The sequence below is a fragment of the Bacillus sp. FJAT-44742 genome, assembly GCF_002797315.1.
Classification (GTDB): domain Bacteria; phylum Bacillota; class Bacilli; order Bacillales; family Marinococcaceae; genus Thalassorhabdus; species Thalassorhabdus alkalitolerans.
Genome location: NZ_KZ454936.1, coordinates 3594721 through 3613139 on the forward strand (window position 1 = coordinate 3594721; position 18419 = coordinate 3613139).

Annotated in this window: 23 protein-coding genes and 1 pseudogene; 15 read left to right on the forward strand and 9 right to left on the reverse strand. The window is 40.1% G+C overall.

Annotation, left to right across the window (positions count from 1 at the left end):
• Nucleotides 1–49: 49 nt before the first annotated feature.
• Both CEF17_RS21105 and CEF17_RS21110 read right to left on the reverse strand, forming a co-directional pair.
• Nucleotides 50–400: a C40 family peptidase gene (locus tag CEF17_RS21105; protein WP_385942609.1), complete on the reverse strand. Its 351-nt coding sequence runs from the start codon at nt 398–400 to the stop codon at nt 50–52.
• A 162-nt stretch (nt 401–562) separates the two neighbouring features.
• A pseudogene (locus CEF17_RS21110) lies at nt 563–1105 on the reverse strand (peptidoglycan-binding domain-containing protein); the annotation flags it as partial.
• Nucleotides 1106–1436: 331 nt separating this feature from the next.
• Here CEF17_RS21110 and CEF17_RS17830 point away from each other — a divergent pair.
• Nucleotides 1437–1685 carry a GlsB/YeaQ/YmgE family stress response membrane protein gene (locus tag CEF17_RS17830; protein ID WP_054636519.1) on the forward strand — a complete coding sequence of 83 codons (249 nt, stop codon included), beginning with the start codon at nt 1437–1439 and terminating at the stop codon, nt 1683–1685.
• Between the two features lie 247 nt (nt 1686–1932).
• On the opposite strand, the gene CEF17_RS17835 is transcribed toward CEF17_RS17830, so the two are convergent.
• On the reverse strand, nt 1933–2550 hold the full coding sequence (locus CEF17_RS17835) for a hypothetical protein (RefSeq protein ID WP_100400663.1): 618 nt from the start codon (nt 2548–2550) through the stop codon (nt 1933–1935).
• 404 nt (nt 2551–2954) lie between these two features.
• Here CEF17_RS17835 and CEF17_RS17840 point away from each other — a divergent pair, with 404 nt between their 5' ends.
• Nucleotides 2955–3941, forward strand: coding sequence for a metal ABC transporter substrate-binding protein (locus tag CEF17_RS17840; RefSeq protein WP_442857441.1), 987 nt, complete (start codon nt 2955–2957; stop codon nt 3939–3941).
• A 207-nt stretch (nt 3942–4148) separates the two neighbouring features.
• Here the strand turns inward: CEF17_RS17840 and CEF17_RS17845 are convergent, their stop codons facing one another.
• Entirely contained in the window at nt 4149–4376 is a 228-nt protein-coding gene (locus CEF17_RS17845; RefSeq protein ID WP_100400664.1) for a hypothetical protein, read from the reverse strand.
• An 83-nt stretch (nt 4377–4459) separates the two neighbouring features.
• Nucleotides 4460–4615 carry a hypothetical protein gene (locus CEF17_RS20720; RefSeq protein ID WP_232725546.1) on the reverse strand — a complete coding sequence of 52 codons (156 nt, stop codon included), beginning with the start codon at nt 4613–4615 and terminating at the stop codon, nt 4460–4462.
• A gap of 605 nt (nt 4616–5220) precedes the next feature.
• Here CEF17_RS20720 and CEF17_RS17855 point away from each other — a divergent pair.
• The 8 genes from CEF17_RS17855 (at nt 5221) to CEF17_RS17885 (ending at nt 11534) form a co-directional block, all read left to right on the forward strand.
• Nucleotides 5221–5574, forward strand: coding sequence for an ArsR/SmtB family transcription factor (locus CEF17_RS17855; RefSeq protein ID WP_100400666.1), 354 nt, complete (start codon nt 5221–5223; stop codon nt 5572–5574).
• A gap of 15 nt (nt 5575–5589) precedes the next feature.
• The gene (locus tag CEF17_RS17860; protein ID WP_100400667.1) at nt 5590–6894 is read left to right on the forward strand and encodes an arsenic transporter; all 1305 of its coding nucleotides are present in this window, start codon (nt 5590–5592) and stop codon (nt 6892–6894) included.
• A 16-nt stretch (nt 6895–6910) separates the two neighbouring features.
• Nucleotides 6911–7330, forward strand: a complete 420-nt coding sequence (gene arsC, locus CEF17_RS17865) for an arsenate reductase (thioredoxin) (protein ID WP_100400668.1) — start codon at nt 6911–6913, stop codon at nt 7328–7330.
• A gap of 17 nt (nt 7331–7347) precedes the next feature.
• Nucleotides 7348–7710 carry an arsenite efflux transporter metallochaperone ArsD gene (gene arsD, locus CEF17_RS17870; RefSeq protein ID WP_100400669.1) on the forward strand — a complete coding sequence of 121 codons (363 nt, stop codon included), beginning with the start codon at nt 7348–7350 and terminating at the stop codon, nt 7708–7710.
• 12 nt (nt 7711–7722) lie between these two features.
• Nucleotides 7723–8049 carry an ArsA-related P-loop ATPase gene (locus CEF17_RS21115; protein WP_157843077.1) on the forward strand — a complete coding sequence of 109 codons (327 nt, stop codon included), beginning with the start codon at nt 7723–7725 and terminating at the stop codon, nt 8047–8049.
• A 41-nt stretch (nt 8050–8090) separates the two neighbouring features.
• Nucleotides 8091–8537, forward strand: coding sequence for an ArsA-related P-loop ATPase (locus tag CEF17_RS21120; protein WP_442857442.1), 447 nt, complete (start codon nt 8091–8093; stop codon nt 8535–8537).
• Between the two features lie 326 nt (nt 8538–8863).
• Nucleotides 8864–10501: a Na/Pi cotransporter family protein gene (locus CEF17_RS17880; protein ID WP_100400670.1), complete on the forward strand. Its 1638-nt coding sequence runs from the start codon at nt 8864–8866 to the stop codon at nt 10499–10501.
• A gap of 235 nt (nt 10502–10736) precedes the next feature.
• Nucleotides 10737–11534, forward strand: coding sequence for a class I SAM-dependent methyltransferase (locus CEF17_RS17885; protein WP_100400671.1), 798 nt, complete (start codon nt 10737–10739; stop codon nt 11532–11534).
• Between the two features lie 37 nt (nt 11535–11571).
• On the opposite strand, the gene CEF17_RS17890 is transcribed toward CEF17_RS17885, so the two are convergent.
• Nucleotides 11572–11952 carry a YndM family protein gene (locus tag CEF17_RS17890; RefSeq protein ID WP_100400672.1) on the reverse strand — a complete coding sequence of 127 codons (381 nt, stop codon included), beginning with the start codon at nt 11950–11952 and terminating at the stop codon, nt 11572–11574.
• A 40-nt stretch (nt 11953–11992) separates the two neighbouring features.
• Nucleotides 11993–12469 carry a hypothetical protein gene (locus CEF17_RS17895; protein WP_100400673.1) on the reverse strand — a complete coding sequence of 159 codons (477 nt, stop codon included), beginning with the start codon at nt 12467–12469 and terminating at the stop codon, nt 11993–11995.
• 321 nt (nt 12470–12790) lie between these two features.
• Between CEF17_RS17895 and CEF17_RS17900 the strand changes: the two genes are divergently transcribed.
• Entirely contained in the window at nt 12791–13291 is a 501-nt protein-coding gene (locus CEF17_RS17900) for a DUF421 domain-containing protein (RefSeq protein WP_100400674.1), read from the forward strand.
• A gap of 77 nt (nt 13292–13368) precedes the next feature.
• On the forward strand, nt 13369–13605 hold the full coding sequence (locus CEF17_RS17905; protein WP_100400675.1) for a hypothetical protein: 237 nt from the start codon (nt 13369–13371) through the stop codon (nt 13603–13605).
• A gap of 301 nt (nt 13606–13906) precedes the next feature.
• Here the strand turns inward: CEF17_RS17905 and CEF17_RS17910 are convergent, their stop codons facing one another.
• Nucleotides 13907–14611 carry a C40 family peptidase gene (locus CEF17_RS17910; RefSeq protein WP_100400676.1) on the reverse strand — a complete coding sequence of 235 codons (705 nt, stop codon included), beginning with the start codon at nt 14609–14611 and terminating at the stop codon, nt 13907–13909.
• Nucleotides 14612–15051: 440 nt separating this feature from the next.
• Between CEF17_RS17910 and CEF17_RS17915 the strand changes: the two genes are divergently transcribed.
• Nucleotides 15052–15420, forward strand: a complete 369-nt coding sequence (locus CEF17_RS17915; protein ID WP_100400677.1) for a DUF2512 family protein — start codon at nt 15052–15054, stop codon at nt 15418–15420.
• Nucleotides 15421–15580: 160 nt separating this feature from the next.
• Here CEF17_RS17915 and CEF17_RS17920 read toward each other — a convergent pair whose 3' ends face one another.
• Nucleotides 15581–15946: a rhodanese-like domain-containing protein gene (locus CEF17_RS17920; protein ID WP_100400678.1), complete on the reverse strand. Its 366-nt coding sequence runs from the start codon at nt 15944–15946 to the stop codon at nt 15581–15583.
• A 127-nt stretch (nt 15947–16073) separates the two neighbouring features.
• Between CEF17_RS17920 and CEF17_RS17925 the strand changes: the two genes are divergently transcribed.
• Both CEF17_RS17925 and cobA read left to right on the forward strand, forming a co-directional pair.
• On the forward strand, nt 16074–16526 hold the full coding sequence (locus CEF17_RS17925) for a hypothetical protein (RefSeq protein ID WP_100400679.1): 453 nt from the start codon (nt 16074–16076) through the stop codon (nt 16524–16526).
• A gap of 392 nt (nt 16527–16918) precedes the next feature.
• A complete protein-coding gene (cobA, locus tag CEF17_RS17930; RefSeq protein WP_100400680.1) occupies nt 16919–18379 on the forward strand; it encodes a uroporphyrinogen-III C-methyltransferase in 1461 nt (486 codons plus the stop codon).
• The last annotated feature ends 40 nt before the right edge of the window (nt 18380–18419 follow it).

Genomic DNA, 18419 nt, shown 5'->3' on the forward strand with positions numbered 1-18419 from the left:
TTATTATAAAACTATATGTTCAAGACGTTTGATATTTATATGTAGGTGGTTAATTTACTCTTGCCGCTCCCAAATATCTTGGTGCCCAATAAGAATTACTCATACTGGCAATAATAACACCGGTGGACGCTCCCGAGTGAATAAATTGCCCGTTACCTAAATAGATTCCGGCATGTGATGGGCCTGAGCTTGTATTAAAGAATACAATATCTCCTCTTTGAGGAGAAGAAACTCTTGTAAGCTGGTTATACATTTGAGCGACTGTTCTGGGCAGATTTACTCCATGCTGCTTGAAAGCATATTGAATAAAACCGCTACAATCGAACCCTCTTGGGGTTGTGCCTCCCCATACATATGGTGTGCCTGTTAAGCTTTGGGCTGTACGAATAGTGCTTTCAATGGTGGAGGAACCTGAGCTCTGCTGGTTAGATGTAGAGGTGTTACTTGCTGCTGAGCTGCTGGAATTACTGTTACTGCTGCTATTAGAAACAGCACTGCTTCCTAGAGCATTAAACGTTTGAGGACCGGCAATGCCGTCAACCGCAATACCGGCAGAGCGCTGAAAATTACGGACTGACTGGGCGGTTAGGGGCCCGAATACACCGTCCACACTTCCCTGCAGGAATCCTTTGTCCTTAAGGGCTGATTGTAAGCTTGAGACCTCACTTCCTCGCATTCCTTGTCTAAGAGTCGAGCTGAAGCTATTTGAAGAAGAACTGCTTTGTTGAGCAGAGGTAGAAGAGCTGGAATTCGATGATGAAGGTGAAGAGGCAGCTGAAGAGCTCCTGACATTCATAGCACTAAAAGTTTGAGGGCCGGCAATGCCGTCAACCGTTAAGCCTTTGCGTGCTTGGAAGTCCTTGACCGACTGCTTGGTCTGTGGCCCAAAGATTCCGTCCACACCGCCGCGAAGCAGTCCTTCTCGTTTAAGAAGTTCCTGTAACTCAGTTACATCGTTATCTCTCATTCCAATACGAAGTGTTTGATCGCCGAGAGCAGCATCAGCAACTTTAGGTGTTAAAAGCAATGTACTTACAAAAATTGTAGAAATCATAAACTTTTTCATATTTTCCCGCACCTTATAGGTGAGGCCACCTCCCGCCATAATATCCGTTTAATGTGTTATCTAAATATTACTAAAATTTCATTATAGTGAACAACTGATATGGTCAATTGAAATATAAATGTAATATTAGGGTGAATATTGTAATAATATAAAAAATAAAACGCCGGGATAAGAGGGGAGGGGAACATAATAATCAAAAAACGACAGAAGGCTTATTGACATATTTCAGTGTCTGCATGAATAGTTTTACATTCTCACTAATTTTTTCATAAAAAAAGGTGATTTATTAAGCTTTAAATGAGGAATAGCTCTTTCTAAGAAGATATTATTCTTCTTTTTCATTATTAGAAAGAGAGGAGAGTATAGGAAAATGGGACTAATAATTACATTAATTGTAGGCGGTATTATTGGCTGGATTGCCGGCATGATTTTAGGTAAAGACTTGCCAGGAGGTATTATCGGCAATATTGTTGCCGGTGTAGTAGGTGCCTGGATAGGAGGCAATCTCTTTGGAGAGTGGGGACCTGAACTCGGTGACATTTTTATTTTCCCGGCACTATTAGGGGCCATTATTTTCATAGCCATTGTTTCGATCATTCTCCGTGTAATTAGAAAGTAAAAAATAGCAGACATGACTCATAACCCGAATATTGGACACATATAAAAAGTGTCCATATTCGGGTTTTACATATTATAAGTTGCATTGAAAATAGAGAGTATACAAAGCCACTTATATAATTAACTGAGGCCGGATCACTGTCCTGCTTATAAACGTCCTATATGGCCATAAATAGTGTGAACATTATACCTAAACCAAAACAGTAAAGGAGTAATAGAGCCAATTTTGAGCCTTTCTAAAATTTTCTCTATTCATGGTGCCCCATGATTCTTTTTTCCTCCTCACCTATGATTCGTGTTGGTTCGTTCTCTTCATACCGATCATCCCAATGAATCTCCATTTCTCTCATTGTTTCCTCGGATTCTTGTTCACGCTTTATCTGTTCATCCGTTCTTTGATCCTTTACCTCTTGATAGCCTACGCTTTTCCCATAATGAGTGACGTTAGGAGGATCAAAACGAGCATTTTCTCTTACATAGTAATCTAAGTCTCTATAGATCTTTTGAAGCTCATGAACCAAACGATCTCGTTCCTCAACATCTTCAACATTTGCTTCTAACTCGTCCCATATAGATAAGAGTTCTTCGAAATCTTGTTGGAGGGCTGAATCGTCCATACCTTCAAGAGCTTTCTCAACACTTTGAGGGCGATGCTCAAAGGAAGCTTTTAAATTCTCAAGATTGAAATTGCTATGATCCCAACCATACATAACATAGCCATTCATCGTAGCGTGTCCCATGTGAATTTCTCTTTCCGCTAAGTCGTCATTTGCTTCTTCTGTCTCCACTTCTTCTTCCTCTTCTGCGCTTGCAGCTACTTCTCCGTATGTCTCAGCATGTTCTTCCTGTACATCGTCGGGTATCATGAGAGCAGAAGCAGAGTGAGTCCACCACCAATAACTACTGTTCCGATGCTTGTGATCATAAACTTTTTCATCTGGGAGTCCTCCTAGAAGATAATGGGTTATCTGCCAATATAATAATCTTTATACAATGAAATATAAAAAAAGAAAATAGAATAAACCGCAGCTAACGTAAAGTATTAAAACATTTTACATGTTTTCTGTTATGCTGATTTATTTTGTGCCACGTACAAAAAAACAATATTTTTTTCCCTAGATACCCTAGACAGGAAATAAGGTTTATGGGAAAATTCATTATGTTGGTTTAGGGAAACATATTTTAAAAAAGGTAACTTTTTTTACCTGAGTCTAATATTTTTACGTGTAGTAAACTATTACATTAAAATAAGAATTTATATGCAGAGGAGATGGAGAAAGTGAAAAAATGGTTAGTTTTAATGGGAATATCTACAGTAGTAGTAGCCGGCTGTGGCGAGACAGATGAAGAAGGTGGGGTTGACGAAACGACAGAAGAAGAAACCGTTGAAGAAGAACAGGACACAGACACTGAGGATAATAACGAGGAAGCTGATGGTAATGGAGAAGAGATTAATGTAACGACCAGTTTTTCTGTGATCGGAGATTTTGCTGACAACATTGTTGGGGATCGGGGAACGGTAGAATACATAGTTCCAATTGGAGAAGAACCACATGAATATGAGCCTGTGCCAAGTGATTTCCAAAAGGTCAGCGATTCGGAAGTTTTTTATGTTAATGGTCTAGATCTTGAAGAGTGGCTGGAAGGCTTAGTGGAGAATGTTGGGGATGTTCCTATTGTAGAACTATCAGAAGGAGTAGAGCCTATAGCACTTGAAGGAGATGACGGGCATGACCCTCATGCTTGGCTGTCTCCAAGCGCCGCCTCTGTGTATATTGAAAATCTTGTAGAAGACTTGGTCGAGCGCGACCCTGAGGGCGAAGAAGAATATAGAGAAAATGCAGAGGCCTATTTAGAAGAATTACAAGACCTCCATGAATGGACAGAAGAAAAAGTAGAAGAAGTACCAGAAGATAATCGAATCATTGTTTTATCGGAAGATGCATTCAAATATTTTGGCAGAGATTATGGATTTGAAACGGATGGTGTCTGGTCCATTAATTCCCATGAGGAAGGAACCCCAGGCCAAATTAACCGCATTGTTGATCTAGCAAGAGATGAAGACCTGCCAGCCTTGTTTCTCGAATCAACCATTAACCCGCAGTACATGGAAACTGTATCTGAAAACTCTGGAGTAGAAATTTACGAGGAGTTTGTTTATACAGATGCCGTGGGACAAGAAGGCAGTGGAGCAGAAACTTATATCGATATGATGGAACACAATGTAGAAACCATTGTAAACGGGTTAAGTCAATAACACAGAAAAAAAACCCAAAGAAAAAGCAAAAGATGACTGGTTCTTCCCAGTCATCTTTTGCTGTATTCATTAAAGAATATACAAAAGAAGGAGTGATCCGATGGGGTTCAGACCGTTCTTTTCCTCACATCTTTGGATTTATATTATAATCAATCTTATTCTTTTCCTCTTTTTTCTCAGCCAAAGGTTTTAATATTTCCTAATCAATTAAAATCTTCTTCTTTCGCTTTGACTGCCTTGTTTTTTCCCATTCTCTCCTATGTCTTCTTGGGATTTACCTCTTTTTCTATATAACGATTTCGCATAAATAACCAAGGCAAGGTCAATCAGGGCAAATAACACCCCAATAAGGCAGACAATAAGAAGTATAGTGAATGTGACGGTGACTATGCCATTAAAAAGAACAATATTTCCCTCTTTTTCACAATGAGACATGACCTGAACCTATGTCTCCTTCCTTCTGGTTTATGGGAAGCAAAGTTCCAATGGTAGAAGCTGTACTTCAAAGAGCAGAAAAACTATTCAGTAAAAGATCCTGCTTCTTCTTGCTGTTCAACTGCTTCTTGAACATTTTCCTCCTGCCCATTTTCTCTGTTCATTCGGTCAATAACATGAGAATGATCAATCTCAAATACTAGCCTTTCATTATTTTCTACTATGCTTTCTGTATTCATTGTATCTTTTGTCAACTGTCTGAAGATGCGCATTTTATGAAGTTCGCCGGTGGTTCCTGTTAAAGGACGAGGCTGTGCTTCAAAAATCCGAAAGGGTAACAACCAATATAAATATATATTATAACAATAGTTTCCCTAAGGAAATACTTTTCACTGGGAGAAAACAATAAATTTTTACAGTGATAAAAAATAATACGAACCGAAAAAGAGAGAGGGTTTTTTATTAAGATAAACCCCCAAATAAAGTGCCTTTTGGGGTTTTTGTATCCTCTTTATATCTTGCCACTAGCATGTAAATACCTTTTATCCACTGTGTATCACTCGAGGGTTGCGGTGTATGATGCTAACAGCAACCTCATAGCCTTCATATTCATGCTCTCAGCTGATCACCCGTGCCAGCTTTTATTTGCTTTCCACAATCAAAATTAACTCCTGTTTCATTTATTTCACCAGCCTTTGGTTTATGGTCGCATCATAAGCGAAAGATCGAAATGTTAATAGAGAATAGCAAGAATGTAAATTTGTAAAGGTTTAATTACATTTTATTATCATATTAGCATATGCTTATATGATTTGTTATCCTAGGTTTAGGAGGTGAACGGCCTATGTCAGTTAAAAAGATTAAACAGATTGAGTTTGCAGACGGAGCGAGAGTTTTTAAGCTGCTGGGAGACCAAAACAGGTTAAGGATGCTTAAAATGCTTGAACAAAGTGAGTGCTGTGTGTGTGAATTTGTTGAAATTTTTCAAGTCAGCCAGCCAGCCATCAGTCAGCATTTACGAAAGCTTAGAGATGTAGGAATCGTAAAAGAAAAACGAAAAGGACAGTGGATGTTTTATTCACTTAACAAAGAAACTGATCTCTACCCGGTAATTGAGGATATTTTGTCATATATACCAGATCAGACAGCAGTGCTTGACGAGTTAGCACAGAATGGATTGCGTATTCGGTGTGACTAGTAGGAGGAGTAGGAAATGACGACAACTGTACTTGCAGTTCTTATTTTCCTGTTTACATTAGTGCTGGTCATCTGGCAGCCCAAAGGTCTGTCCATTGGCTGGTCTGCCGCTATTGGAGCAGTGCTTGCCTTGGCAGCCGGGATTGTAAGCTTTCAAGATGTATCGACAGTAACAGGAATCGTATGGAATGCAACGTTAACGTTTATAGCTATTATTATTATCTCACTTATTTTAGATGAAATTGGTTTCTTTGAGTGGTCTGCGTTACATATGGCAAGGGCTGCCAAAGGAAATGGTGTCCGGATGTTTATCTACGTAACCATATTAGGCTCAATCGTTGCGGCATTCTTTGCTAACGATGGAGCAGCGTTGATTCTGACACCTATTGTATTAGCGATGGTGCGGGCTCTTCATTTTAAAGAAGCTATGATTTTTCCTTTTATTATGGCGAGTGGATTTATTGCAGATACGACGTCGCTGCCATTAGTCGTCAGCAACCTCGTTAATATTGTATCAGCAGACTTTTTTAATATTGGTTTTGTGGAATATGCTTCCCGAATGATTGTTCCGAACTTTTTTGCTTTAGGTGCCAGTATTTTAGTGCTTTTTTTATTCTTTAGAAAAGATATACCAAAGAACTATGATATGTCGATGTTGAAAAAACCAAAAGAAGTGATACGAGATGAAAAAATGTTTCGTTTATCCTGGATAGTTCTTGGCCTTCTGCTTACAGGGTACTTCGTCAGTGAGTTTGTTGAGGTTCCGGTTTCCTTTGTAGCCGGTGCAATTGCCATCTTTTTTATTATCATGGCAAGAAAAAGCCCTGCGGTGAATACCGGGAAAGTCATGAAAGGTGCACCGTGGGCCATAGTGGTATTTTCTATAGGGATGTATGTCGTCGTCTTCGGCTTGAGCAATGTCGGTCTGACAGATTTACTTGCTGTGGTCATTCAGGCTGCAGCCGATGAAGGGTTATTTGTTGCTACCATTTCAATGGGATTTATCGCAGCGATTCTTTCATCTGTCATGAATAATATGCCTGCCGTTATGATTGATGCTTTGGCGATAGCCGAAACAGATACGTCTGGAATTCTGCGTGAAGCATTAATTTATGCCAATATTATAGGAGCTGATTTAGGACCGAAAATTACCCCGATAGGATCACTGGCTACGTTGCTGTGGCTTCATGTTCTTGCGTTAAAGGGTGTAAAGATATCATGGGGCTATTATTTTAAGGTAGGGATTATCCTTACCGTGCCGACTCTCTTTATCACCCTTGTAGGTCTGTATCTATGGCTTCTTATATTATCAATGATGTAAAAGGAGAGAATGGTAAATGGGAAAGTCGATTATTTATTTTTTGTGCACAGGGAACTCCTGCCGCAGTCAAATGGCAGAAGGGTTTGGGCATCATTACCTAGGGGATAGATATGAGGTTTATTCAGCGGGCATAGAAGCTCACGGAGTGAACCCTAAGGCTGTAAAGGCTATGAAAGAAATAGGAATTGACATTTCAAATCAAACGTCTGACACCATTGATCGGGATATATTAAGTAAAGCAGATCTAGTTGTGACCTTATGCGGCCATGCAAATGATGTCTGCCCGGCAACGCCTCCAAACAAAGAGCGGGAACACTGGGGATTCGATGACCCTGCAAAGGCGGAGGGGACAGATGAAGAACAGTGGAAGTTCTTCCAGCGTGTCCGTGATGAAATCGATGCAAGAATTAAGAGGTTTGCCGAGACGGGGAAGTAATAAAAGGAGTGATCTGAATGGGAACTATTCGAATATACGATCCTGCGATGTGCTGTGACACAGGAGTCTGTGGTCCAAGTGTAGATCCTGAGCTGACAAGAGTAGCGACAGCAATCTTTATGCTCGAAAAAGAAAATATAGATATAAGAAGGTTTAACCTAGGATCATCAGAGCTGCAAGCTTTCATTGAAGAAAAAGCGATGAAAGAGCTGTTACACGAAAAGGGAGCGGACGACGCCCTTCCGGCTGTCATGGTTGATGGGACAATTGTGAAAACAGGGAAGTACCCGACAAACCAGGAATTTGCCAAGTGGAGCGGGCTCAGTGAGGATAAAATATCATCCAAGCCTTCTAGCGGGAACAATATTACTTTGCTTTAAAGGAGCATTACCATGACTTATCCTAGATTTAACCCCATGAATTTAGATTTAACACCTTTTCTCTTTTATACAGGAAAAGGGGGAGTCGGAAAAACATCAACTGCATGTGCAGCTGCTGTAAATCTGGCTGACAGCGGCAAACGTGTGCTTATAGTAAGCACGGATCCTGCTTCTAATCTCCAGGACGTGTTTGAACAGGAAATCCAAACAGACATTACAGATATTGAAAAGGTTCCAGGTCTCTCTGCTATTAATATTAATCCTGAGGAAATAGCAGAACAGTACAGAGAAAAGGTGGTTGGTCCATACCGGGGCCTTCTTCCAGAATCGGCGATTTAATCAAATGGAAGAGCAGCTTTCAGGAGCTTGTACAGTGGAAATTGCAGCATTTGATGAGTTTGCGGGCCTTCTTGACAACGGAGAAGCTGGAAAATGAGTATGATCATATTATTTTCGATACAGCACCAACCGGACATACTCTGCGTCTTCTCCAGCTCCCGGCAGGACAAGTTCCTGAAGAGGTTAAGAAGCTCCTTCCTCGGCTCCGTGATCCTGAGCAAACAGACATCGTGGTAATAACATTGCCGGAAGCAACTCCAGTTCTTGAAGCGAGCCGTTTACAGGAAGACTTGAAGCGGGCAGAATTGTTTCCCAGCTGGTGGGTGTTAAATCAGAGCTTGTCAGCAGCCCATACGGAGGACCCGATATTAAAAGCAAAAGGACTGGTGGAACAAAAGTGGATTGAACGAGTGAAGAGTAAGGAAGCTGAACAAGTTTGCTTACTTCCCTGGAAAAGTGATTCCCTTTTATCAGCTAGAATGAAATAATACGTAAGAGGCTGGGACAAAACGGTCTCTGAAAAGTAATAAAAGGTGTCAGTTATCGATTTTCGATAACTGACACCTTTTTGTTGATCAGAAATGGGATGATGGGGCTTACGGACGGTGTACTTTCTTAACTGCACCACCATTAATGAAAATCATATATCGTTTTTCACCTGTTTTTTTCCTCTCACCACCATTTTCGAGTATTACAGCAGTATGTTTAATAAAACAAAGATGAAATTTACAAAACCTTTACATTGAATCTATATATTATTAACAATCGGTTGTTATGATCAGCTATGGAAATGATAATTTAGGAGGAACAACCGATGGATATAGATATGCAAACCATGGCGTTTTTATTTTTTGGAGGGTTAGGAATCTTTCTTTTTGGTATTAAATATATGAGTGACGGCCTCCAAAACACAGCTGGAGACAGACTTCGTGGTATTTTGGAGAAAGCCACGGATAATCCTATTAAAGGTGTGATAGCCGGTGCCCTTGTAACTGCCTTGCTCCAGACTTCCACGGGTTCAACAGTTATGATTATAGGACTGGTTAACGCTGGTTTGCTTACCTTTAGAAGAGCAATTCCCATGCTTATGGGCGCCAACTTGGGTACAACGCTAACCGCCTTTATGATTTCCTTCAAAATTGGTGATTATGCTTTGCCGATTCTGGCATTTGGTACCTTCTTAATTTTCTTTTTTAATAAGAAGTCTATTAATAACATTGGACAAGTTTTCTTTGGTTTTGGAATGATTTTCTTTGGCCTTAGTACGATGTCTGATGGGCTGTACCCTTTTAGGGATATGCCGCAATTTGTGGACATGATGGCTACGTTAGGCGAAAACCCTATTTTAGGCGTAGTAGCCGGAGCCTTCTTTACGATGCTGGTTCAAAGCTCAAGTGCTGCCATCGGCGTGCTTCAGACTATGGCAGTTGATGGACTTGTCAACCTTGAACAAGCTCTCCCGATTCTTTTTGGTGACAATATTGGAACGACAATCACTGCTGTTCTGGCTTCTTTGGGAGCAACAGTTGCTGCCAAAAGAGCAGCCTTAACTCATGTATTTTTTAATGTAATAGGTACAGTAATGTTTCTTATCATACTGCCAGTCGTACAAATAGTAGTTTTATTTATGTCTTCTACTCTCGGAGGTGACATTGCAAGAGAAATCGCTTATGCCCATGGATTGTTTAACTCCGTCAACGTACTGCTGCAGCTGCCGCTAATTGCTTTGTACGCTTACCTTATTCCAAAAATTATAAGAGGAGAAGATGAGATTGTCGAGCAGGGGCCAAAGCACCTGGAACCAGAATTATTAAAGCAGCCTTCATTTGCACTAGAAAAAGTGAGACTCGAAGTATTGCGTATGGGCTCACTGGCAGGGGAATGTGTTCACCACTCTACAGATATGCTGATCAGCAGGGACCCTAAGCAAGGGGAGCTTACAAAAAGAAAAGAAGAAGTTATAAATGACTTAAACAAACAGATAATCAGTTATCTTACGCACATTTCAAAAGCTTCTTTAAACCCGACTCAATCAGAGCTTCATTCTCAGCTTATGCATAACGTTACAGACATTGAACGAATTGGCGACCATTGTGAAAACATTATGGAGCTGTCAGAACATGCAATGGTTCATAAAGTGAAATTTTCTGATGAAGCAAAAGAAGGGTTGGCTCACATGGTTTCTATTACTTCGCTGGCTGTAGAAAAGGCTTTAATGGCATTAGAAAAGGCAGATGTAAATATAGCTATGGAAGTTTTAGAGATTGAAGGGGAAATTGACCAGACAGAAAAGCTGAACCGAAAAGCACACGTGGAACGATTGAATGCAGGCGAATGTTCAGGTACAAATGGAATGATTTATTTAGATATGCTAAGCAACCTCGAAAGAATAGGAGACCATGCTTCCAATATTGTAGAAAGCTTGATTCAAACCTCGGATCAAGCAAGCTAATAGTAATAAGTAAAGGTTGTCCCAATTGGTGACAACCTTTTTTGTAGGGGGAAAATGATCTAAAAACAAAGGAAATGTCAGGTGCAAACAAGAAACCATTAACGAGAGTGACAACAGTATCCTCGGAAAATATATAGAAGGATATGCTTGTCAAAGAAAAGCAGTATAACTTTCAAAATGTTACAAGTGCCATAATAGGAACGTAATTATATCCAATAAAGGGCGAGGGGATAGTGTGACAAGGAAAGTAAACTTTGGCTCAGTAGCTCATGATTACGCTAAATGGAGAAATGATTTGCCTGATACACTTTTTACTAAACTCTCCAATAGAGGGATAGAGGTTAACGGGAGTAACATTGCAGACCTTGGAGCGGGTACCGGGGTCCTTACACGCGGGCTGTCAAGGCAAGGAGCTAATGTTATTGCCATTGAACCTTCAAAGGATCTGACGGATCTCGGTGGAAAAATAGACACTAAAGAAGGAGTTTCCATTACTTATTTTAACCGTACAGCGGAAAACACCGCTCTTCCTGGCAATCGTTACGATTACGTTACCGTTCTTAGGGCGTGGCATTGGTTTGACAGGGAAAAAGCATTACAAGAAGTAAAGAGAATCCTGAAAGAAGACGGCACCTTCCTTGTAATGGATTCAGGATTTTTGCCCAAGCAAAGCCTTTTGATCAGGAATACTTTGCAAGTTATAAAAAAACATATGCCCAATCAGAAGATGACGTCTCCAGGGTCCAAATCTGATTCAACTCAGTTAATTAATAGCTTTCCTGTAGAGTGGTTTGAAGAATGGAAAGAGAATAGCTTTGAGTTAACAGACTGCTTTAAATTCAGCTATGAAGTGAGCTTTACTCCTAGTGAATGGAAGGGGAGAGTAGGTTCTTTGTCGTGGCTGTCAATGTTTGAGAGAAGTAAGAGAGAACGGGTTCTTCAAGAGGTGCAGGATAACGTGACAGAAACTTTTGGTTCTACTATTCATGCAGTGCCTCATGAATTTTACGTCAGCATCTTAAAAAAAACATAAAAAGGACCGAGCCTCGCAGGCTCTGTCCTTTTTTCTGTTAAGCGCGTTGAGCTTCTTCTCTGACATGGCGATTGTTATTGTTCAGTACTTTTCTTGCCATAAACTTGTGGAAAAAGTATTCACCTGCTGCTATCACTGCGGCTGATATAAGCGCTGCAAGCGGCAAGTTAATACCAGGAAACAGTAAGGTACCTACAATCCAGATTCCTGCAAAAGCTAGACCAAGATCGGCGAAGGCGGCTGTCCAGTTACCAAAGGAGGGGAACACCCACAGGTCGCCTATTAGATAAGCTCCTGCAGTAAGAACTAAGCTGGTAATTAGAATTTCTGCAATCGGCACTCCCCATAGACCTAGTACTATAAAAAGGGATGCGGCAACCATTACGAACTTAATTCCTAACGCTTTTAAGTGTTCCATGTCCTTCACCTCTCTTTTCACGTTGGTCTATTAATCTATATTAAACAGGGCGGTCAGTAATATTGTTTACTGCCCCCTTATTTTCTGCAGCTGATTGATTATCGCTCCCTGTTAATTCGTCTTTTGCTTCCTTTACCTTGCTTCCCACTTCCTGTAGGTCTTCCCCTGCTTCTTTTGCTGAAGAAATAACTTCCTGTGTGTCTTCTTTTACTTCAGATACCTTATCAAATAATTCATCGTTTGCTTTATCATATAGAGATTGCAAGCCATCTACTGCTTCCTTCAGTACATTTGTAGCTTCCTGTACACGGTCCATCATTTGGTCTTTTGTGCCAGCCGGATCTTCCTTTACATCAGAAGCCACCTTTGCTACTGAATCTTTCATTTGTGTCGTGCTGCCCTTCACTTTAGAGCGAGTGTTTGAGTCGATCAATACTGCGGCTGCCCCGGCCAGGGCCCCTATTGTTATGGCAGTTACTAATTTACTTCCGCTTTTCCCTTTTTGTTCTTTAGACACGGTTATCCCTCCTGTGTTTTTTTTGGAAAGCTAATTTTTTGAGCTAGTTTATCAGTGCGGTTTGTTCATGTTCTTCCACCTTTTTTGCACAGTTAAACAATTAATTTTTGGCAAGGAAGCCGTTTAACAAATGGACATTGCGTTAGAAGAGGCAGAGTGGAGGGGGATGTGTATATGAAAACGGTAAAGGTGTTTTAGGTCTGAGAAAAAGGTAAATAAAGTAAGACAATAAACATTCTTTACTCTTTTTTAGGTACTCTCTGGGGTCTTCCTTTGGAAAGGGTTATCAGGTTCACATTCATAAAGAAGGAGGGTTGGAACATGTTCTTTGAGGACTGGGAAGGAATCATAAGAGTGGTTATTATTTCGTTGTGTATTTATCCCCTTCTTATATTCATGCTGAGAATATCAGGTAAAAGAACGCTCTCAAAAATGAATATGTTTGATTTTATTATTACTATAGCTCTTGGCTCAACGGTGGCTACTATCCTTCTCAATGAAGAAGTTACCTATGCAGAAGGAGTGGCGGCTTTAGCCATGCTTATTATTCTGCAATTTATAGTCACCTCGCTCTCTGTCAGGTTTTCTGCTGTTAATAGAATGATTAAAGCGGAACCTCGATTACTTTATTATGAAGGGAATTTTAATATAGAAGCTATGAAAAAAGAAAGGATAAACAAAGATGAAATAAAGCAAGCCGTCAGAACAAATGGTCAACCTTCATTACAGGATGTAAAAGCAGTAGTGCTGGAGACGGATGGCTCACTATCAGTAATTCAAGGAGAAGAAGAGGGAGAGGCATTAAAGGATGTAAAAAAATAGCATAATTTGACCCCTTTAAAAGTTTTCTTTAGTTAAGAAGTGGGAATAGAACAGAAACCCCACAGGCAGGTGAATATATGGATATACACCGGGAACAGACTTACTGTCATCGTAGAAAGTTACATGTCGTTCATGAAGTATCATGGGCATCCAGTGATAATACAAAAGAGATAACGGCTAGCTGTACAGGGGTGGACGATTCTTGTAAAGACTGTTTAGTCGTTTTAATTAACGCGCAGAAAGAACAAGAAGGAAAAGAATTTGGAAAAGTGTACTATGAATCCAGTTCACCAACCAGCTGGCTTACTATATAAATGTGAGGAAGGCTTACTAATGTGAGGCTTCTTTTTTTTGTTAAGCTACTGCTGTTATTGTAAGAAGACTTGTTTTTCCAAGGGTCTGCAAATTAGATTTGGTATTGAAAAAAGCTAGCTAGGGAGAGTTTGAATTTTTAATAAGCATGATTGCCTGTTCAAATAAATATTTACTTTTAAGAGAGATTTTTAGAAAAAAGAAGTTTTAAGTGTAAGAAGAAAGGGGAAGTGAAATTATATCAATAAAAAAGCCTTCACCCCAGCACGGGATGAAGGAAAGGAAAAAGAAATGAAGCTGAATTTATATGCGGCCTGCACCGATGTAAGTTTGACTCCAGTATGAGTTGCTCAAGCTTGCAACTGTAACGCCAGTGGAAGATCCAGAGTGTACAAACTGGTTGTTTCCGATATAGATCCCTGCATGGGAAGGACCCGTACGAGTTTCAAAGAATACTAGATCGCCAACCTGAGGATTAGACACTTTTGTAGAAGCATTATACATTCCGGACACTGTTCTTGGTATTGATTTTCCATTTTGATTAAATGCATATTGAATAAAACCGCTGCAGTCAAATCCGCTTGGCGAAGTACCCCCCCATACATAAGGAGTTCCTTGTAATGATTTAGCTGTGTCTACAATACCTGTAGCGTTAGAAGTAGTAGAAGCTCCCGCTACTTGTGTTTGATTTGATGATGTGGAAGTGGCTGTGCTGGATCCATTTCCGCTCACGTTCATTTCGCCAAATGTTTGTGGCCCGACAACTCCATCTACTTGAATATTTTGCTCCCGCTGAAAGTCGACTACTGCTTGTCTCGTGATTGGTCCGAAATACCCAGTTACACTGTGGTTAAAATGTCCTTCTTCTTTAAGAGTTTCTTGAAGTTGAGAAACTTCCCCGTTACTCATGCCTACTCGTAATGTGTTATCTCCGAATGCTGCATCCGCTGCTGTTGGGGCTAAAAAGAGTCCACCTGCTAAAGCTGCTGAAATCACAAATTTTTTCATATGTTTAATCCTATTTTATAACTTTCCCTATGTTTGTTTTCTATGTTAAGAAACCTAAACTGACAGTTATAAAACTGGATTACACCTCCTTATTTTTTTCATAAATTTATAATTTAATTAACCGCTTGGCTCGTTGTTGTCATGACTACAATGAGTAATGTACCACCCTGAAACTCCTTGTACAATACATCCTATCTCTTTGTTATACAAAGGTAATCTTTGTTATTTCACTTGTAATATTATGTAATAGAGGGAAAAAAGCGGGTAGCTGTCTACCTCCCTTTGAGAGCAGGTTTTTTTCGTTTTTATTATCAAATGTCTGAATTTCTGAAAATACTTTTGTAACATTAAAGAAATATAGAAAGAGTTGGAAAGAGATTTGAAATTTGGTTTTAAATATGGAAAACAGTGGGTATGTGATGTGACAAGGAGGTGGAGTTATGGCACACATCAAAGCGTTAGCAATGAAAATTGCCATGGTAGCCCTCGTATTACTTGTTGTTTTGAGCGGATTTTACGGCTACCCGGTACTGAGCACCATTGTATTGTCTCTTCTTATCGTGGCTGTTTCTTATATTGTTGGGGATTTATTGATTTTAAGGAAGGCCAATAACATGACAGCTACCATAAGTGACTTTGCTGTTGTCCTGTTTATGACCTGGTTTGCTGCTATCCCAATCTATGGAATGGAAGTACCATTTATCCCTGCTCTTATTTCTGCAGTAATTATTGCAGCGGGAGAATGGGCCTTTCACAAATATGTATCCAAGCAGGTTCATCCAGAAATCGAGGGAGTATATTCATCTTAGAATAGGTAAAGAGGACGATCCCGAAAAGGTCGTCCTCTTTTTTGGAGAGACAAGGGGCGTGCCAGGCACCTGAGGTGTTTGTAATATAGAAAATGGCGAAAGTCTTGAGCTAGAAGGAATTAGTGAAGAGGAAAATTACAATCGTCAAGGGTGCCACATTCTATTTATAGATGTCTTTTACATCTGTAACGATGTTTTCTTCTCCCGTTTCCTGTGGTCCTTCCCAAGTAAGCATGCCTCCAGAGAAATTATAGGAAGTAATTCCTTGTGATTGAAAAAAGAGAGCCACCTGCTGGCTTCGCCGGCCGCTTCGACAAATAAAAATGTGATCTTTGCTTTTATCAAAGTCTCCAGCCTTCTCTGCAATTTCGCTCATAGGGAGGAGCGGGATACGAGGAATGTGTCCTTCTATATATTCATCTATTTCCCGGACATCAATTATAATTTTATTCTGATCCCTCTTCTCATAGATCTCTTTTAACTCTTCATAAGAAAGCTGTTTAATTCCATCCATTTCTTTTGACAATGGTACTCACCTGTCCTTATAGAATTTTTTATTGGTAAGGGGGACTCTTTTGTTGCTCGAATGTTCATTGATAATAAAGTAACATAATTAAACGATATGTTAAAATGCAGGAAAAGGGGGAAGTGGTATGCCTGGAAGAGAGCCTGTGCATCTCTACCTTTCAAGGTATGAAGAGCATCTGAATTATTTGCGGGAAACGGGACAGGAAACACAAGGCTGGCATGAACTGAGGACAAATGAATTAAAGGATTTTCTTAAGCTTGAACATGTTAGTCTGGAAGAGAAAAAGGAAAAGCTCGTTACGAACTATTCAAATGATGGAGAGCTTCAGCAAGGGTCTCACCTTGAAATAATTGCAAAGTTAAAGGATGGGACGATTTATAAACTTCACGGTTATTATGTAAAAGAAGAAAAGGATTGGTTCCCCGATGAAAATCCATTAATTCATGCAAATGATACATGCGGTTTCTGCCAATCTATTATGAAGATGAAGAAAAAAGGAGAAACAAAGGATACTTTTTGTATGCTTCCTTTACCTGAAAAGAAGTATATTTTTGAGAAAGCTTTGGAAACCCGGTGACTTTAATAATAGAAAATTTCTTGAAAGACACCTCCTCTTAGAAGGGCGGGTGTCTTTTTTATTTTTCTTTCGGGCTTGCGTCACCCAAGGATAATGGGAAACTCTGCAAAGAGCAGAAGCTGAGGTGGTATCTAATAGCGTGAACGATTCGTATGTATTATTCGTGAATACATTTAGATCACCATTTTTCATTCTGAATCGTTCTAATCACTCCCTCCAGCCTCCAACAACCAAGTGTTTTTTCATAAGAGTGAGAGTAGTGGGAATTTTCGTGTTAGGTTATCTAACACCATTTAACAAAACAAACTTTTCCTCCTTTACAATACTTTATATCAAGAACTTCACATCAAACGTTAATGCTAACAAAGATGAAGACCAAAAGGTGGGGAAATATGAAACAAGGGATTGTGTATTTTATAGGAGCCGGACCTGGAGATCCTGAATTGCTGACAGTGAAAGGCAGACGGCTGCTTCAGGAAGCAGATGTAATTGTATATGATCGTTTGGTTCATCCCATCTTGCTGATGGAAACAAGGGAAGATGCTCAGTTAGTTTATTGCGGGAAAAAGCCGTGCCAGCATACGTTAAGGCAAGAGGATATCCAAAAACAGCTTCTGATATATGCAAGGCGCGGGCTGAAAGTTGTAAGGCTTAAAGGCGGAGACCCATCAGTATTTGGAAGAGTGGGCGAAGAAGCAGAACTCCTGGCAGGACATGAGATTGATTATGAAATTGTCCCGGGGATCACATCTGGAATTGCAGCCCCTATGTATGCAGGGGTGCCTGTTACTCATCGGAAGTTTGGTGGATCCTTTGCAATGGTAACCGGTCACAGCAAGGATAAACATGGTAAGCCTGTGCTGGAATGGGACTCACTGGCAAAGGGAATTGATACGATCGCCTTTTACATGGGAATGAAGAACTTATCTTATATATGTGAACAGCTCATTACGTACGGGAAGCCTTCCACAACACCAGTACTTGTTGTAGAATGGGCAACCTTTGGCAAACAGAGAACAGTAGAAGGGACTCTTTCTACTATCTCAAATAAAGTGGTTCAGCAGAGGATAGCCAATCCGGCTATTACTCTTGTGGGAGACATTGTGAGCTTGAGAAGAAAGCTGAAATGGTTTGAACGCTCTACTTTAGTGAGCCAAGGTGTTATTCTTCCGGAAGGAAATAACCATTCCTATCTTAAAGCTATGCTTGCTGATGCCAGATTAGATGTATACGAACCTAGTCAAAATGTAATAGAAGGAAAAGACACCTCCTATTTGTCAAAGCTAGATAGTTTTAAGGAATTAGTTTTCCTTTCTCAAGAAAGTATCTCAATCTTTATCAAGAGTCTTGGACGTAAAGGCAAGGATGTAAGACAAGTACAGCAAGCTGTTTACACAGTTGATTCTAAGGTGCAAGAAGAGCTTCAAACATATGGAATTCAATCAAGCCTGTTAGGAGACAGGATGAAAATGGAGAGACCTTTATTTTTAGGCCGGGAGGAAGACAGATTCTCATTATCTAGTCCGATGAACAAAGAATTTGCTGTAACACATCAGAAGAAAATCGCATCAGTCTTTTCAGAAACGCTTCATCGTCTGATTGATGACGGACATGCAGATACACTTCTTCTATCAGATTGTAATTCGGCCCACTCATTTCTCCAATTTATGAAAGAGCAAGGAATAGACGCTGATCAGGCAGGTGAATATTTATCTGTTTATTGTATAGGAAAAGAGACAGCAGAGCTAGTGAAAAGGGAAGGGGTGCCTATCTCCTTAGTATTTAGCAGCAAAGAAGAATTTACTGAATGGCTGACTGCTGAAAGCTCATTATCTCAAGCGGCAAAAGCCTAATGAAAATAGAAGGGGCAGGTGAATTCTATAATCCTGGTGA

Coding starts and splice junctions, on each gene's coding strand:
- CEF17_RS17830 (WP_054636519.1), top strand. CDS start 1,437: ATGGGACTAATAATTACATTAATTGTAGGCGGTATTATTGGCTGGATT.
- CEF17_RS17835 (WP_100400663.1), bottom strand. CDS start 2,550: ATGATACCCGACGATGTACAGGAAGAACATGCTGAGACATACGGAGAA.
- CEF17_RS17840 (WP_442857441.1), top strand. CDS start 2,955: ATGGAGAAAGTGAAAAAATGGTTAGTTTTAATGGGAATATCTACAGTA.
- CEF17_RS17845 (WP_100400664.1), bottom strand. CDS start 4,376: ATGTCTCATTGTGAAAAAGAGGGAAATATTGTTCTTTTTAATGGCATA.
- CEF17_RS20720 (WP_232725546.1), bottom strand. CDS start 4,615: ATGAATACAGAAAGCATAGTAGAAAATAATGAAAGGCTAGTATTTGAG.
- CEF17_RS17855 (WP_100400666.1), top strand. CDS start 5,221: ATGTCAGTTAAAAAGATTAAACAGATTGAGTTTGCAGACGGAGCGAGA.
- CEF17_RS17860 (WP_100400667.1), top strand. CDS start 5,590: ATGACGACAACTGTACTTGCAGTTCTTATTTTCCTGTTTACATTAGTG.
- arsC (WP_100400668.1), top strand. CDS start 6,911: ATGGGAAAGTCGATTATTTATTTTTTGTGCACAGGGAACTCCTGCCGC.
- arsD (WP_100400669.1), top strand. CDS start 7,348: ATGGGAACTATTCGAATATACGATCCTGCGATGTGCTGTGACACAGGA.
- CEF17_RS21115 (WP_157843077.1), top strand. CDS start 7,723: ATGACTTATCCTAGATTTAACCCCATGAATTTAGATTTAACACCTTTT.
- CEF17_RS17880 (WP_100400670.1), top strand. CDS start 8,864: ATGGATATAGATATGCAAACCATGGCGTTTTTATTTTTTGGAGGGTTA.
- CEF17_RS17890 (WP_100400672.1), bottom strand. CDS start 11,952: ATGGAACACTTAAAAGCGTTAGGAATTAAGTTCGTAATGGTTGCCGCA.
- CEF17_RS17900 (WP_100400674.1), top strand. CDS start 12,791: ATGTTCTTTGAGGACTGGGAAGGAATCATAAGAGTGGTTATTATTTCG.
- CEF17_RS17905 (WP_100400675.1), top strand. CDS start 13,369: ATGGATATACACCGGGAACAGACTTACTGTCATCGTAGAAAGTTACAT.
- CEF17_RS17910 (WP_100400676.1), bottom strand. CDS start 14,611: ATGAAAAAATTTGTGATTTCAGCAGCTTTAGCAGGTGGACTCTTTTTA.
- CEF17_RS17915 (WP_100400677.1), top strand. CDS start 15,052: ATGGCACACATCAAAGCGTTAGCAATGAAAATTGCCATGGTAGCCCTC.
- CEF17_RS17925 (WP_100400679.1), top strand. CDS start 16,074: ATGCCTGGAAGAGAGCCTGTGCATCTCTACCTTTCAAGGTATGAAGAG.
- cobA (WP_100400680.1), top strand. CDS start 16,919: ATGAAACAAGGGATTGTGTATTTTATAGGAGCCGGACCTGGAGATCCT.